The 14,797-nt window shown below is 40.0% G+C and carries 15 protein-coding genes and 1 other RNA gene; 7 read left to right on the forward strand and 9 right to left on the reverse strand.

What is annotated here, in order from left to right; genetic code table 11:
• Positions 1–232 precede the first annotated feature (232 nt).
• The 4 genes from C9J45_RS19715 to C9J45_RS19730 are packed head-to-tail and all read right to left on the reverse strand — an operon-like array spanning position 233 to position 3,212.
• A complete protein-coding gene (locus C9J45_RS19715; protein ID WP_105059572.1) occupies positions 233–682 on the reverse strand; it encodes a prepilin-type N-terminal cleavage/methylation domain-containing protein in 450 nt (149 codons plus the stop codon).
• The gene (locus C9J45_RS19720) at positions 672–2,009 is read right to left on the reverse strand and encodes a hypothetical protein (RefSeq protein ID WP_107292915.1); all 1,338 of its coding nucleotides are present in this window, start codon (positions 2,007–2,009) and stop codon (positions 672–674) included. The genes C9J45_RS19715 and C9J45_RS19720 overlap by 11 nt, the downstream gene beginning before the upstream one ends.
• Positions 2,006–2,644, reverse strand: coding sequence for a PilW family protein (locus C9J45_RS19725; RefSeq protein WP_107292916.1), 639 nt, complete (start codon positions 2,642–2,644; stop codon positions 2,006–2,008). The genes C9J45_RS19720 and C9J45_RS19725 overlap by 4 nt, the downstream gene beginning before the upstream one ends.
• Positions 2,625–3,212: a GspH/FimT family pseudopilin gene (locus C9J45_RS19730; RefSeq protein WP_107292917.1), complete on the reverse strand. Its 588-nt coding sequence runs from the start codon at positions 3,210–3,212 to the stop codon at positions 2,625–2,627. The genes C9J45_RS19725 and C9J45_RS19730 overlap by 20 nt, the downstream gene beginning before the upstream one ends.
• Before the next feature lie 132 nt (positions 3,213–3,344).
• Here C9J45_RS19730 and C9J45_RS19735 point away from each other — a divergent pair, with 132 nt between their 5' ends.
• The gene (locus C9J45_RS19735; RefSeq protein WP_105059568.1) at positions 3,345–3,746 is read left to right on the forward strand and encodes a type IV pilin protein; all 402 of its coding nucleotides are present in this window, start codon (positions 3,345–3,347) and stop codon (positions 3,744–3,746) included.
• A gap of 47 nt (positions 3,747–3,793) precedes the next feature.
• Here C9J45_RS19735 and dnaJ read toward each other — a convergent pair whose 3' ends face one another.
• The 3 genes from dnaJ to grpE form a co-directional block, all read right to left on the reverse strand.
• Positions 3,794–4,936 carry a molecular chaperone DnaJ gene (gene dnaJ, locus C9J45_RS19740; RefSeq protein ID WP_107207320.1) on the reverse strand — a complete coding sequence of 381 codons (1,143 nt, stop codon included), beginning with the start codon at positions 4,934–4,936 and terminating at the stop codon, positions 3,794–3,796.
• A 101-nt stretch (positions 4,937–5,037) separates the two neighbouring features.
• Positions 5,038–6,951: a molecular chaperone DnaK gene (gene dnaK, locus C9J45_RS19745; protein WP_105059567.1), complete on the reverse strand. Its 1,914-nt coding sequence runs from the start codon at positions 6,949–6,951 to the stop codon at positions 5,038–5,040.
• Between the two features lie 215 nt (positions 6,952–7,166).
• Entirely contained in the window at positions 7,167–7,781 is a 615-nt protein-coding gene (grpE, locus tag C9J45_RS19750) for a nucleotide exchange factor GrpE (RefSeq protein WP_107207319.1), read from the reverse strand.
• A 193-nt stretch (positions 7,782–7,974) separates the two neighbouring features.
• Here grpE and nadK point away from each other — a divergent pair, with 193 nt between their 5' ends.
• From nadK to bamE, 3 genes are all read left to right on the forward strand, one after another.
• The gene (gene nadK / locus C9J45_RS19755; RefSeq protein WP_107207318.1) at positions 7,975–8,856 is read left to right on the forward strand and encodes an NAD(+) kinase; all 882 of its coding nucleotides are present in this window, start codon (positions 7,975–7,977) and stop codon (positions 8,854–8,856) included.
• Positions 8,857–9,047: 191 nt separating this feature from the next.
• Complete coding sequence (gene recN, locus C9J45_RS19760; RefSeq protein WP_107292918.1) at positions 9,048–10,715, forward strand: DNA repair protein RecN; 1,668 nt, start codon at positions 9,048–9,050, stop codon at positions 10,713–10,715.
• Between the two features lie 170 nt (positions 10,716–10,885).
• Complete coding sequence (gene bamE / locus C9J45_RS19765; RefSeq protein ID WP_105059564.1) at positions 10,886–11,245, forward strand: outer membrane protein assembly factor BamE; 360 nt, start codon at positions 10,886–10,888, stop codon at positions 11,243–11,245.
• Between the two features lie 73 nt (positions 11,246–11,318).
• Here bamE and C9J45_RS19770 read toward each other — a convergent pair whose 3' ends face one another.
• Positions 11,319–11,633, reverse strand: coding sequence for an RnfH family protein (locus C9J45_RS19770; RefSeq protein ID WP_107207316.1), 315 nt, complete (start codon positions 11,631–11,633; stop codon positions 11,319–11,321).
• Positions 11,623–12,057 (reverse strand): SRPBCC family protein, encoded by a 435-nt coding sequence (locus tag C9J45_RS19775; protein WP_107207315.1) that lies wholly within the window; start codon positions 12,055–12,057, stop codon positions 11,623–11,625. The genes C9J45_RS19770 and C9J45_RS19775 overlap by 11 nt, the downstream gene beginning before the upstream one ends.
• 208 nt (positions 12,058–12,265) lie before the next feature.
• On the opposite strand from C9J45_RS19775, the gene smpB reads away from it, so the two are divergent.
• From smpB to C9J45_RS19790, 3 genes are all read left to right on the forward strand, one after another.
• A complete protein-coding gene (gene smpB / locus C9J45_RS19780) occupies positions 12,266–12,742 on the forward strand; it encodes an SsrA-binding protein SmpB (protein WP_105059562.1) in 477 nt (158 codons plus the stop codon).
• A 112-nt stretch (positions 12,743–12,854) separates the two neighbouring features.
• Positions 12,855–13,224: a transfer-messenger RNA gene (gene ssrA / locus C9J45_RS19785) on the forward strand.
• Positions 13,225–13,410: 186 nt separating this feature from the next.
• Positions 13,411–14,652, forward strand: coding sequence for an integrase domain-containing protein (locus C9J45_RS19790; RefSeq protein ID WP_107292919.1), 1,242 nt, complete (start codon positions 13,411–13,413; stop codon positions 14,650–14,652).
• Positions 14,653–14,797: the final 145 nt, after the last annotated feature.

Genomic DNA, 14,797 nt, shown 5'->3' on the forward strand with positions numbered 1-14,797 from the left:
GATAAATCTTTCGACTTAACTTTTCAACGAGTGCCCACACAGATTGCATGGTCAAATTGTTAAAGAACAATACTGATTTGGTTGCTAGCCAATGGCTTGCTCCGTGTCAGTGAGGTCGCATTATAGGAGTATTTTCTTTGCTGACAATATTTTTTTGATAAAAAAAAATCGTTTGAATATTTTTTATTCAAAACGACTTTTAAAAGTATTTATTGACAAAAATTTAGGCAGGTTAATCAAACTCACTGTAACGAGAAAATAATGTTTTTAACGCTACATTAGAAGTGTTACCCCATCGATCAACCCATTGGACGTCAACAGCAATAACTTTTGCATCAGCATTTGTTGATCCTGCCGGTTTCATTTTATCCTCTATCTCCCAACTTCTCTTAAATGTATATGAAGAGCCAGAGACAACAATGTTTTCTATCGGATAACTTCCATCAGCTAAAACAGGGTCATCAAAATATAAGGTATTTGTACCACCACTGATATTTGCTCTTGCTCTAAAAAACTCAAGCTTATCCTCTGCAAGTTGTAATGCCTCCAAAGAGTTCAATGCAAAATCAGCCTTTCTATCTATATATATTTGTAATTTCACAAGCCCAAGAACACCTACTGAAAGTACAACAAGAGCAATTAAACTTTCTAGAAGGCTAAATCCTTTTTGATTAGAAATCATGCCAAGATCCCTTTTCCCATTTTAACTGGGTGCTATGTTTTGTAACTTTTCCTTTATTATAAGAAGGAATAATTGAGCCATTAATCTTTATTGTCCTTCCTATCGCATCAATTCCAACGCCACCATCAATATATACGGAACCTTCAGCTAAAAAGGGCATCTGATCATAATCGGCTGTCAGATGACTTTGTAAAAAACTACCTGGAAGCACACCTATATCGATACTTTCATTAAATAAATTTTCCCAAGCTGTAAGTACATCTAATGAAGTACTCACGTACTGATAGAGAATTCCATTAAAATAAGTAACTGCCTTTGTAAATAAAACACCATTAAATACAATCAACTGAACTGCTTCATCATTATTTGATTCAATAGCTGTTCCAAAAATAGCTCCTGTTAATGCACAGTTACCATCAATCCAAATACGTCTTTTTCCGTTTTTATAAGCATTATCAACCTTCGTATGACAATTTTTAATCCAGCCTCCTGATGTTTTATCTAAAGCATTATCACCGATAACAATACCGACAGTATCGTTTTTTATATCTTCCCTAACCGAGGCATGTTCTGATATATCTTTGTTAAATAGCGCCTTAAAAACATCAACTGTCTCATTCTCTAAAATATCCCCTCCTTTAACAGGAGTAATTGAAAAAGCACTTGGCGGTTTAGCAGGATCGAATAAATTAGAAAGATAGGCACTATTACATTCAAAAGAAGGAGCCCCTAATCCTCCACCTCCATGTGCGCTAGTTGTTGAATCGACTGTGAAAAAGTGTTCGTCAGTCCCTGATATTGATGCGACGTAATTTACCGTGCCACCAGATACAACAGACTTACACTTATATTTTCCATCAGAAGCTTTATCCTCTGTTTTATTTGGAACAAAGTGCTGAGAGCCTGTTAATTCAATAGAAGCGCTTGTTTCAATAGTACTAAGAACACCACCACCTCCATAACCAATACTTTTATTAATCTCTTGTATTGATCCATCAGAGCTATAACGACTTATCAATTGATATTCAGTATGCTCACCCACAGCTGGATAAGAGTTAATCATTAATGCAGGCGAAGGTGCCAAATCATTACATACATGACTAAATGCTGATTCCGTAGGTTTTATATTTTTTTGCTTTAATTCAGTAAAAGCACACTCTAAACCACCTTCAGCATTCCAGAATGCTTGACGTTCTAATATAGTATTTTGAGCACGCTTGATTTGATAATAAACTTGTTTTGATGAAGCTAATGAAAATAGCAAAGATGCTATTAATAAAACACTAACAATAGATAAACTCACCATTCCATGCTGCTTTGTAATCATTGTATATTCCTTAATACAACAGAAACTTTCCCTGCATGCGTATATGTTGTATCAATCAAGGTTGCATCTAAAAAAACATCCACTTTCATTGCTGTTGATTGAGCGGTAGATATAACAGAAGTCGACACATTAAAATTATTAATGTTGATATTTTTATAATCAATCAATGATGCTACTTCTGCACCACTACATAAATTACTAAATGTAAAATCTGTCATAGTTGAGAGTGCAGAAGAGGAAGATATTTTTTGGCATATTTGTATTGTTTTAGTTCCAGTTGATGTGTTTTTTTGTTGGAACTTTATTCCTCGCCATTTCCCATTTTCATCTTCATATACAAAACCAATATTAGTAGCAGATGAGTCGATCGTTGAAGATGAACCTGATAGCGTTACAGGCTCATCAAGCGTAGTGGTATATCCCGCTCTACGTATTTCAGTTGCAATATGCTTTAATGTGTCATTTACATCTTGTTTAATCAGTAACTGAGATGTTCTCGCTACAGCCATCTTATTCCCAGCTATATATATACTCCCAACAGTAGCAATAGCGATTAAACTAATTGATGATGCAACAATTAGCTCTATTAGAGAAATACCTTGTTGTTTATATTTATTAGCATGGTTTAAATTCATAAGCACCTCCGCTAGTAACAGAACAGCTTCGAATTCTACCTGTCAATCTATTTAAAATAACTTGTACTTCTTTAGAGCTATCAGTTATGTAGAAATAAAACTGTCCAGTAGTATTTGGCGTTCCTCTAGACGAGTCCATCGTTAAATAGGAAGACATAGATACTTTAAAATTTATACCTTTATATTTGTTACCTAAAATAATTTGAATAGCATCAGATTTTGCATTTGATATTGTTGATGCAACTGAAGAGGCTGGTAGTAATGCTAATACCCACTGTCCATCATTATGATATTCAGTTATATCTCCTGAATCTCTAATATATTTAACTTTGAGAGGCTCATTTCTCATTACAGATTCGGATTTTGCTTGTAATAAAAAACCCTCTATATCAGCGCTAATATTTTTAACTTTATTTTTTTCTAATAATTGCGTGAATGAAGGTGCAGCAGTCATTAATAGGACTGATAATATACTAAGAGTGATCATCAGTTCTAACAGAGTAAAGCCATTAAATCGAAATTCACTACAATGTATACTATGTAAATAAGAATCCTTTTCGCGAGCCATTCCTCAAATCCTTTTTAATGCTGTCCTTGATCCTTAAGAACACCTTGATTCATAGATTAACATCAACGCAAAATAGCAAGGACAAGATAAAAATCAGATATCGAGGGAACTCGTAAAATAAAGAGATTAAGGATGATGACTACACAAAAAGGCGTGACTCTGATCGAAATGTTAATTGTAGTGGCGATCATAGGTATAGTAACAGCTATCGCCTACCCTTCTTATCAAAGCCATGTTCTAAAAAGCCATCGCAATAAAGCAATGGCTGACTTAGTAATGATTCAACTCAATATTGAAGAAAATAAAACGAAAGGTATTGCGTATCCTTCATCAGGATCATTATCTGCAAGTATCTGCAGCCAGTGTGATAATTCTGGTGAGCGTTATAATTATACGATTACAAGCACATCAACTAACTACAGTTTAACTGCGTCAAAAACTAGTTTGCAATCTGCAGATATATGCTCAAATCTAATATTAAAAAGTAATGGCGAAACATCTACTACTACAGATCAAGCTGATTGCTGGAAATAAAAAAGCCGACATCACGTCGGCTTTTAAAATTCACTGTTTAACTACTTTTAGTGAGTTAAATCATCAAAAAACTTCTTCACACCTTTGAAGAAACCTTCTGATTTTGGTTTGTGCTTACTTGCAGCTTTACCACCAAACGTTTCTTCAAGTTCTTGAAGCAATTCTTTTTGGCGTGAGCTTAAGTTAACAGGCGTTTCCACCACTAACTTACAAATAAGATCGCCCGTCATACCGCCACGAACAGAATCAACACCTTTACCACGCATACGGAACATACGACCGGTTTGCATTTCAGCGGGTACTTTCAAGCTGACACGGCCATCAAGGGTTGGAACTTCAACTTCCCCACCTAATGCCGCCATTGTAAAGCTTACAGGTACTTCACAATGTAGGTTATTGCCATCACGTTGGAAAATGTTGTGTTCTTTTACATGTACTTGTACGTACAAGTCACCTGCTGGAGCGCCAAATTCACCCGCTTCCCCTTCGCCAGTAAGACGAATACGGTCGCCAGTATCAACACCTGCAGGAATTTTAACGGATAACGTTTTGGTTTCTTCTACACGGCCTTCGCCATGACACTTATTACATGGATCTTTGATAATTTGACCACGACCATGACAGTGTGGACAAGTTTGTTGAACCGCAAAGAAACCTTGACGCATTTGTACTTGGCCAGCACCGTGACAAGTACCACATGTTGTTGCTGATGAACCTTTTTTTGCACCAGAACCATCACAAGAGTCACAACCTACTAAGGTAGGTACACGGATTTCTTTTGAACAACCGCGAACAGCTTCTTCTAACGTCAGTTCCATGTTGTAACGAAGATCAGAGCCACGCTGTGCGCGTTGTTGACGACGACCACCGCCACCACCAAAGATATCGCCGAACACATCACCAAAAATGTCGCTAAAGTCTGCACCGCCGCCGAAGCCGCCGCCACCGCCGCCCATTCCACCTTGTTCAAAGGCTGCATGGCCGTACTGATCGTAAGCTGCGCGTTTTTGGCCATCAGTTAGAATTTCATAAGCATATTTAACTTCTTTGAATTTCTCTGCTGACTCGTCGTCACCCTGGTTACGGTCGGGGTGGAACTTCATTGCTAAGCGCTTATAAGCCTTTTTAATGTCACGCTCACCTGCGTCACGGGCTACGCCTAGCACTTCATATAAATCACGTTTAGACATAACTTGATTGTCACCTGGCTAGATATAGTTACGGGCGTTAGAGTAACCTCAAACGCCCGTAATTTAAATAAGATGTTAATTAATAGATATTAATAACGTTCTTATTTGTTGTCTTTAACTTCTTCAAACTCAGCATCAACAACATCGTCGTCTTGCTTAGCTTGTTGCTCACCAGCGCCATCAGCTTGTTGAGCTTGTGCTTTCTGTTGAGCGATTTCCATTAGCTTTTGAGAAGCAGCAACTACAGCTTGAACTTTCGCATCAATTGCTTCTTTATCTTCGCCTTTACGTGCTTCTTCTAGTTCAGCAACAGCAGCTTCGATTTTTGCTTTCTCATCAGCAGGAAGTGCGTCACCCGCTTCTTCGATTTGCTTACGAGTACCGTGAATTAGCTGGTCAGCTTGGTTACGAGCAGTTACTAACTCTTCAAACTTTTTGTCGTTTTCTTTGTTAGCTTCAGCTTCTTGAACCATTTTCTCGATATCAGCATCGCTTAGACCACCAGACGCTTGGATAGTGATCTTCTGCTCTTTACCCGTAGTCTTATCTTTTGCAGATACGTTTAGGATACCATCAGCATCAAGGTCGAATGTTACTTCGATTTGTGGCATACCACGAGGTGCAGGCTGAATGCCTTCTAAGTTGAATTGACCTAGAGACTTGTTGAAGCTTGCTTGCTTACGCTCACCTTGAATTACGTGGATAGTTACCGCGCTTTGGTTATCTTCAGCAGTAGAGAACACTTGGTTCGCTTTTGTTGGGATAGTTGTGTTCTTCTCGATAAGCTTAGTCATCACGCCACCCATGGTTTCAATACCAAGAGATAGTGGAGTAACGTCTAGAAGTAGAACGTCTTTAACATCACCAGCAAGTACACCACCTTGAACAGCAGCACCTACAGCAACCGCTTCATCAGGGTTAACGTCTTTACGTGGCTCTTTACCAAAGAACTCAGTTACTTTAGCTTGAACCATAGGCATACGAGTTTGACCACCAACTAGGATAACATCAGTGATGTCACCAACAGTTAGGTCAGCATCAGCAAGCGCAACTTTTAGTGGGTCTAGAGAACGTTGAACTAGGTCTTCAACTAGAGATTCTAGTTTTGCACGAGTCACTTTGATGTTCATGTGCTTAGGACCAGTTGCATCTGCTGTAATGTAAGGTAGGTTTACATCAGTTTGTTGTGCAGATGATAGTTCGATTTTCGCTTTTTCTGCTGCTTCTTTTAGACGCTGCATTGCAAGAGGATCGTTCTTAAGGTCGATGCCTTGATCTTTCTTGAACTCTTCTACTAAGTAGTTGATTAGACGAGTATCGAAGTCTTCACCACCTAGGTGTGTATCACCGTTAGTTGCTAGAACTTCAAATGTTTTCTCACCTTCAACTTCATCGATCTCGATGATTGAAATATCAAATGTACCACCACCAAGGTCGTAAACAGCGATAGTGCGATCACCACCTTGCTTGTCTAAGCCGTAAGCTAGTGCAGCAGCTGTTGGTTCGTTAATGATACGTTTAACATCTAAACCTGCGATACGGCCAGCATCTTTTGTTGCTTGACGCTGTGCATCGTTGAAGTAAGCAGGAACTGTGATTACTGCGCCAGTAACTGGTTCGCCAAGGTAATCTTCAGCTGTTTTCTTCATTTTCTTAAGAATTTCAGCAGATACTTGAGGAGCAGCCATTTTTTGGCCTTTTGCTTCTACCCATGCATCACCGTTGTCAGCCTTAACAATTTTGTAAGGCATGATTTCGATATCGCGCTGAACTTCTTCGTCTTCAAAACGACGACCGATTAGACGCTTGATTGCGAATAATGTGTTTTCAGGGTTTGTTACTGCCTGACGTTTTGCTGGTTGACCAACTAGCGTTTCACCATCTTGAGTGTAGGCAACAACTGATGCTGTTGTACGCTCGCCTTCTGCGTTTTCGATTACACGTGGTTTGTCGCCGTCAAGTACTGCTACACAAGAGTTTGTAGTACCTAAGTCAATACCAATGATTTTACCCATCAGACTATCTCCGAAATTCGTTATATTTATTTGCTACACCTAGAACGGATTCTAAGGTTAGCGGTTCGGGCTTTACCCGTGACAAATATGTTTAATGTCTTATGACTACTAAATAAGGCCGCCAGAATGCTTTTCAAGGGTAAAACAAAAATATTTTCAAAAAAAATAAAAAAACCCACCGAAGTGGGCTTTTATACGCTAAAAGATAACAGTTATTACGCTTGAGTATTTACGTTACCTGCCGCAGCTTTAGATACCATCACCATTGCAGGACGGATCACACGGCCATTTAGCTCATAACCTTTTTGCATCACCATCATTACAGTATTTGGTGCAAAATCAGTGCTTTCTTGAATAGCCATCGCTTGGTGGAATTCAGGGTTAAACGCTTCACCTTGTGGGTTAATTTGCGTTAAACCAAATTTAGCAACGGTATCTGTCATTGTTTTAAGCGTTAGCTCAACACCTTCCATCATCGCTTTTGATGATTCATCAGTCTTGTCTGCCATCTCAAGTGCACGCTCAAGGTTATCAATAACAGGTAATAATTCTTCTGCAAATTTGTTTAATGCGTACTTACGTGCTTTATCAATTTCTTGCTCTGAACGACGACGAATATTTTCGCCTTCTGCGCGTGCACGTAATGCTGCATCTTTCGCTTCATTAGCTTGTGCTTCACTTGACAGTAACGCCGCTTCTAGCTCAGCAATGCGAGATTCGTATAGTTCTTGTTCTGATTCAACAAACTCACCCTCTACAGCTTCTACTTCAACAGCGTCAACTGCATCATTTAGCTGCTCATCCTGTACATTGTGGTTTTTGTTAGTCATGCGTTGGTTCTCCGCCAAGATAATTGGGTATGTATAATCAGCAGTAGGCTATTCTACGCCACTACTTTTCAACAGTCTTGGGCATATTATGGGGATGAAGTTCAATGATTCAACCCAATATTGATAACAAACAGCGACAAGTTATTTTTTCTAAGGCTATACTGCCCTCACTATTAGATGTTGGAACAAAGAGATGACGCGAATTTTTGACACCATTGCGTTAATAGGTAAACCACGTAACCCTGATGCATTACAGACTCACATGAGCCTATATCAATGGTTAGTGGCACAAAACTACACCGTGTTACTCGATCATCGTCTATCAGATGATCTTGAGATCCCTGAACAGTGTTTTTGTGATTTGCTCACCTTAGGTGAAAAAGCCGATCTTGCCATTGTTGTGGGTGGTGACGGTAATATGCTGGGCGCAGCACGTGTTCTCTCTCGTTTTGATATTTCCGTCATTGGTGTGAACCGCGGTAACCTTGGTTTTCTTACCGATCTTGACCCAGATGATTTTGAAGAACCGCTTAGTCGAGTACTCAAAGGCGAATTTATAAAAGAAGATCGCTTCTTGCTTGAAGCAGAAGTGCATCGTCATGGACAAGTTAAAAGTCGAAATGCCGCATTAAATGAAGCCGTACTTCACCCAGATAAAATCGCTCATATGATCGAATTTGAAGTCTACATTGATGATTGCTTTGCTTTCTCACAGCGTTCTGATGGGTTGATTATTGCGACACCAACAGGCTCGACGGCTTATTCATTATCAGGCGGTGGTCCAATCTTGTCACCGAGTTTAAATGCGATAGCCCTGGTGCCAATGTTCCCACATACGCTTTCTTGCCGCCCCTTAGTGGTTGATGGCGATCGCTGTATTAAGCTGCTGGTTTCACCTAACAATGGTAGTACGCTTGAAGTCAGCTGTGATGGGCAAGTCTCTTTACCTGTTAGCCCTGGTGATGAAATCCACATTTACCAAAGTAAAGACAGGTTACAACTGATCCACCCCAAAGATTACAGCTACTACAACGTGCTAAGAGGAAAGCTAGGTTGGTCAAGCCGTCTTTTCTGATCCTGAATTATCCTTCAGTAGAATAAAAACTTTCATAAAGCCAGCCTCGCACTGGCTTTATTTCTATCTGCATTTCATAAACTTAACCTAAATCAAATTTTTCAGCATATTTTTTCACCCAACACTTTACTGGTTATAGATACAGTATATACTGTATGTAAAAACAGGTGTTGATTTAAACAGGTGAACACATGCTGGCACACATGACTATCTCTAACTTTGCCATTGTTAAAACGCTTCAATTTGAACTTAAACCCGGTATGACCACCATTACAGGTGAAACGGGGGCAGGTAAATCCATCGCGATCGATGCACTTGGCTTATGCCTTGGTGATCGTGCAGAAGCAACTATGGTTCGTCCTAATGAAGATAAAGCAGAAATATCTGCCGCTTTTTTACTGGCCAATAACCAAGCCGCTCGACGTTGGCTAGAAGATAACGATTTAATGGATGGCGAAGAATGTATCTTACGTCGTGTGATCACCAAAGAAGGTCGCTCTCGTGGCTTTATTAATGGCAGCCCAGTTCCTGCTTCACAGCAAAAAGCATTAGGGCAATTGCTGATCAACATTCACGGACAACATGCCCACCAGCAATTAATGCGTCCTGAATATCAGCAGCACATGCTAGATCAATATGCAGGCCACCATTCGTTACTTGATAAAACCCGTAAAACGTATCAACGCTGGCGTCAAGCGCATAATGAATTAAAACGCTTAACCCAAAGCCGCGAAGAAAACGAAGCACAAAAACAACTATTACAGTATCAAGTAAAAGAATTAGATGAGCTCGCACTCGGTGAAGAAGAATTCAACGAGATAGAAGAAGAGCACAAACGCTTATCAAATAGTGGTGAATTAGCGGTTGCAAGCCAAACGGCATTATCAATGCTTTATGACAATGACGATGGTAACGCGCTGCAACTGCTTCAAATGGCATCTCAACAAGTGTGCAATTTAGGTGAATATGACAATAACCTAAATGTGATCCCACAAATGCTTGAAGAGGCCATTATTCAAGTACAAGAAGCAAGCCAAGAACTCCGCAGCTATCTTGATAATTTGGATATGGATCCACATCGCTTGATCTATTTAGAAGAGCGCTTAGCTAAAATCATGTCGATGGCGCGTAAACACTACGTGATGCCAAACGAATTATACCAAAAGCATCAAGATCTACTTAAAGAGTTAGATAACCTTGATTGTAGTGATGAACGTTTAGAAGAAATGGCAGAAAACGTAGAAGCATTACGCCAAAAGTGCCTTCTGGCTGCCGAAAAGCTAAGCAAAAGTCGCCAACGTTATGCGAAAGAGCTAGATCAAAAGATCTCTGAAAGTATGCATACGCTTAGCATGGAACACGGTGAGTTCTCGATTAATATCGCCAGCGATCCTGAACGTATGCTAAGCCCTATTGGCTATGACAGTATTAGCTTTTTAGTTTCAACCAACCCAGGTCAGCCTTTACAGCCGCTAGGTAAAGTCGCATCAGGGGGTGAGCTTTCACGTATATCACTTGCAATTCAAGTGATCACAGCGCAAAAAGTAGAAACACCAAGTCTAATTTTCGATGAAGTCGATGTGGGTATCAGTGGACCAACCGCTGCGATTGTCGGAAAAATGCTAAGAACCTTAGGTGAATCAACCCAAGTCATGTGTGTCACACACTTACCGCAAGTTGCAGGTTGTGGGCATCAACACATGTTTGTGGCGAAAAAAACAGCGGAAGGACAGACAGAAACGAATATGCGCCCACTAACAGAAGAAGATCGTATTGCTGAATTAGCGCGCCTGCTTGGTGGCAGCGAAATTACAGAACGAACATTAGCCAATGCAAAAGAGTTACTCATTGCAGCTTGATTAAGTTTCGCTTATTTTGCGGTTATGAAATAAACTAAGACACAGATGCAACTATTACGAGAAGTAATAGTCGAATATCAAAATTATTTACTTTTTTTCTTTACCGCTTTTTACTTCTGCATAGACCTTGTTTATCATCGCAGCAGTTAAAGCTAAAAAGCCAGGATGCTATGACTTGGAAAAATATTGCAGCCCTAACCCTAGCGTTGGGCTTACTTAGTGGCTGTTCAATCGCTGAACGTTTGGTCTATCGTATTGATATAGACCAAGGCAACTACGTAGAACAAAAAAGCGTTGATATGCTTCGTGTCGGTATGACAAAAGCACAAGTTCAATATGTTCTGGGCACACCTATGTTGGTAGACCCAAGTTACCCAGACAGATGGAACTATATCTTCTATGAAAAGAACGGCCATGATAAGCCGATCCAGAAGAATCTGATTTTAACTTTCAACCCACAAGCCCAGCTTGTTAGTATGAAAGGAGATTTCAAACAAGGTGCTAACTTCATGGATCCTATGAATCAATAGCCTTGTTATACGCATAACAAAAAAGCTCGCTGATGCGAGCTTTTTTATATCTAAAAAATGGCTATATTAAGGTTTATTTGTTTTTATCCGCTTCTAATTTAGCCTGCTCTGCGCGCTTACGGCGGATCTCACGGGGATCTGCAACTAATGGGCGATAAATTTCAATTCTATCCCCTTCCCTTGCTGTACTATCTAGCTTCACATTTCGGCTATAAATCCCAATTTTATTCTTCTTTAAGTCAATATCAGGATACATGGCTAAAATGCCAGATTGTTCGATTATTTCTTGAATGGGCGTATCAGCAACAACTGCTAGTTTTAACACGCGCTGCATATTGGGTAATGCGTAAACAACCTCAACATGGATTAATGGTTGATCAGAATGCATAAACTTCTTTTGCTCGCTGAGTAAAGGCCTGTACCATACTACCGGTTAGATCGCGGAAGATTTTACCAAAAGCCGCATCTATCAAACTGCTAGTAAATTCAAATTCAAGGTTAAGCTCAATTTTACATGCCGTTGAATCTAATTCTGTAAACGTCCACCCACCCACTAACTTACGGAAAGGGCCATCGACTAACTGCATATTAATTTGATTAAAATCGACCAATTTATTATGCGTAACAAATGTTTTTCGAATACCCGCCTTCGCAACATCAACCGATGCCATCATATGACTTGTCGAACTTTCAATAACTTTACTGCCAGCACACCCGGGTAAGAAAGCTGGATAAGATTCTACATCATTTACAAGTTCAAACATTTGCTGGGCACTAAACGGAACTAGTGCAGAGCGACTAATCTGCGGCATAGTTTCTCCTTCATCGAACAGACAGCTCTTTAGGCTCAAAGACATTGCGCTTAAAGAGACGGCACTATAATACCATTACTCAGCGATCTGCCAAAATAGCTATTGTTACAAGCTTTAAATATGGTAACTTCAATAGCTTATTCGACCAGAAAAATCACCTATATTAGATTTTGTTCTGGGACAGCAACAATGACTCGATGAGGTCAACATGGCTAAAAAACCAAAAAAAAGTAGCAATACGATTGCCAAAAATAAAAGCGCTCGATTCGAATTTGCCATCGGTGATGAATACGAAGCTGGTATGGTTCTACAAGGATGGGAAGTAAAAGCTATCCGTGACGGTAAAGTAAACATGACAGAAAGTTATGTTTTCTTACGTAACGGTGAAGCCTTTATTTCTGGCTTAACCATTTCTCCATTAAATGCAGCATCGACCCACGTGGTTGCCGATCCAACACGCGTACGTAAGCTATTGCTTAACCGCCGCGAACTTCGAAAGTTAGCGGATTCAGTAAACCGTGAAGGTGATACTATCGTTGCCCTAAACATGTACTGGAGCACCTCTTTTGTAAAAATCAAAATTGGTACTGCTCGTGGTAAGAAATTGCATGACAAACGTGCTGATAGTAAAGCGAAAGATTGGCAGCGCGACAAAGCAAGAATCTTGAAGGGTAATAACCGTTAAGTTACTTAGTACAACATGATGTTAGCATTTGAATAGTAATCAATCACTTGGTCATTGAATTATAATATACCTGTTGACCTAGTTAATTATTCTGCTAACATCAAACGCATCTGGGGCTGATTCAGGATTCGACAGGATCACGAAGGCTTGTGGAGCATGTCGAGGTGCGGTTTGCCTCGTTAAACAGCCGCAAAAAAATAGTCGCAAACGACGAAAACTACGCACTAGCAGCTTAATACCCTGCTAAGAGCGCTCCTGCCCTAGCTTCCGCTTGTAAGACGGGGAATAACAGGGGTTCAAACCCAAACGAGATAGCGAGGGATTCTTTGACTAGAGAGATGAACCGCGAAATAGAATTCTGGTATGTATTAGCATAGCGTGTCAATTCGCAGTGTGGATACGAGATTAAAGATTGACTAAACATGTAGCGCCATCTGTTAGACTGATTTTGGACGCGGGTTCAAATCCCGCCAGCTCCACCAAATTCGTATACGAAGACATCCTAGGATGTCCTAAAAGCCTCCTAAACTACTGGTTTAGGGGGCTTTTTTGTATCTGTAGTATCCATTACCGTCCACCAGCATCCACACCTTTTGGTATTCCACGTGGTATTCCAAGCTTTTTGGAGTACAATTTTGGAATACCATTAGCAACGGAGGCTAGTAATCATGGGTACTAAGGCAGTACGACTCAACCAAAAGCAAATTGAACACGCCAAACCAAAAGAGAAAGATTACGTCCTCTCTGACGGTGATGGGTTACAACTTCGTGTCCGTACTAATGGTTCCCGCCTTTGGAACTTCAATTATCGCCACCCTATTACCAAAAAACGTGTAAACATGGGTCTAGGTGCTTTTCCTGAACTGTCTTTAGCTCAAGCTCGAAAACTCACAATGGATGCTCGATCTCTTGTTACTCAAGATATTGACCCTAAAGACTATCGTGAGCAACAAAAAATTGAAAAACAAAAAGTAAGTAAGCACACACTTATAAATGTATCAACTCAATGGTTTGAATTAAAGAAAGAGACTATTACTCCAGACTACGCAGAAGATATTTGGCGCTCGCTAGAACGACACATATTTCCTCAAATTGCTAACTACCCTATCGCTCAAATCACAGCTCCAATGATCATTGCTATCTTGCGTCCGATTGAAGCAAAAGGCAGTTTAGAGACAGTAAAGCGTTTAACTCAACGTCTTAACGAAATCATGAACTATTCGGTTAACTGCGGATTAATAATTTCTAATCCTTTAAGTGGTATTAAAGCCGCTTTTAAGAAACCGAAAAAAGAAAACATGGCATCACTCAAACCAGATGAGCTTCCAGAGCTCATCAATGCAATTGCAAACGCTTCAATTAAGCGAACGACACGTTGTTTAATAGAATGGCAACTTCATACAATGACACGCCCTGCGGAAGCTTCTAGTACTCGTTGGGAGGAGATAGATTTAGAGTCTAAGATCTGGACAATCCCGCCCGAACGCATGAAGAAACGCAGAGAACACCGTATTCCTTTGACAGAACAAGCACTCTTACTACTTGAAACGATGCAACCAATTAGTGGACATAGAGAATTTGTCTTTCCATCAGATAGAGATCCTAAAAAGCCTTGTAATAGCCAAACGGCTAATATGGCTCTTAAACGTATGGGATTTGCAGGAAGATTGGTGAGTCATGGTTTGCGGTCACTTGCCAGCACTACACTAAATGAGCAAGGTTTTGAAGCGGATTTGATTGAGGCAGCATTGGCACACGTTGATGATAACCAAGTACGCAGCGCATACAACCGTACTGATTATCTGGAGAGACGTATACCTATGATGATTTGGTGGAGCGGACATATAGAAGAGGCAGCACAAGGCAGCCTCTCTGTGATAGGTAGGAAGCAGTTGAGGATTATATCTTAAATTAAAAGCACGAATACTTTTAGTATTCGTGCTTTATTACTGGATATAATTATACTGAAACAGCTTTTTTATTAGATCATAAATTGCATCATCAGAATACTGAGTAATGAAATCTACTTTTACTTCTTTACTAATCTGGTTGAAC

Origin of the sequence: Photobacterium sp. GB-1, assembly GCF_003026165.1 — a bacterium.
In the GTDB taxonomy this organism is placed as follows: Bacteria; Pseudomonadota; Gammaproteobacteria; order Enterobacterales; family Vibrionaceae; genus Photobacterium.

Bases quoted from the DNA above. Each gene is read 5' to 3' on its own strand.
- dnaJ (WP_107207320.1), bottom strand. From the start codon at position 4,936: ATGTCTAAACGTGATTTATATGAAGTGCTAGGCGTAGCCCGTGACGCA.
- C9J45_RS19775 (WP_107207315.1), bottom strand. From the start codon at position 12,057: ATGCCGCAGATTAGTCGCTCTGCACTAGTTCCGTTTAGTGCCCAGCAA.
- smpB (WP_105059562.1), top strand. From the start codon at position 12,266: ATGGCTAAAAAACCAAAAAAAAGTAGCAATACGATTGCCAAAAATAAA.
- C9J45_RS19725 (WP_107292916.1), bottom strand. From the start codon at position 2,644: ATGAATTTAAACCATGCTAATAAATATAAACAACAAGGTATTTCTCTA.
- dnaK (WP_105059567.1), bottom strand. From the start codon at position 6,951: ATGGGTAAAATCATTGGTATTGACTTAGGTACTACAAACTCTTGTGTA.
- nadK (WP_107207318.1), top strand. From the start codon at position 7,975: ATGACGCGAATTTTTGACACCATTGCGTTAATAGGTAAACCACGTAAC.
- C9J45_RS19720 (WP_107292915.1), bottom strand. From the start codon at position 2,009: ATGATTACAAAGCAGCATGGAATGGTGAGTTTATCTATTGTTAGTGTT.
- recN (WP_107292918.1), top strand. From the start codon at position 9,048: ATGCTGGCACACATGACTATCTCTAACTTTGCCATTGTTAAAACGCTT.
- grpE (WP_107207319.1), bottom strand. From the start codon at position 7,781: ATGACTAACAAAAACCACAATGTACAGGATGAGCAGCTAAATGATGCA.
- C9J45_RS19715 (WP_105059572.1), bottom strand. From the start codon at position 682: ATGATTTCTAATCAAAAAGGATTTAGCCTTCTAGAAAGTTTAATTGCT.
- C9J45_RS19735 (WP_105059568.1), top strand. From the start codon at position 3,345: ATGATGACTACACAAAAAGGCGTGACTCTGATCGAAATGTTAATTGTA.
- C9J45_RS19770 (WP_107207316.1), bottom strand. From the start codon at position 11,633: ATGCATTCTGATCAACCATTAATCCATGTTGAGGTTGTTTACGCATTA.
- C9J45_RS19790 (WP_107292919.1), top strand. From the start codon at position 13,411: ATGGGTACTAAGGCAGTACGACTCAACCAAAAGCAAATTGAACACGCC.
- bamE (WP_105059564.1), top strand. From the start codon at position 10,886: ATGACTTGGAAAAATATTGCAGCCCTAACCCTAGCGTTGGGCTTACTT.
- C9J45_RS19730 (WP_107292917.1), bottom strand. From the start codon at position 3,212: ATGGCTCGCGAAAAGGATTCTTATTTACATAGTATACATTGTAGTGAA.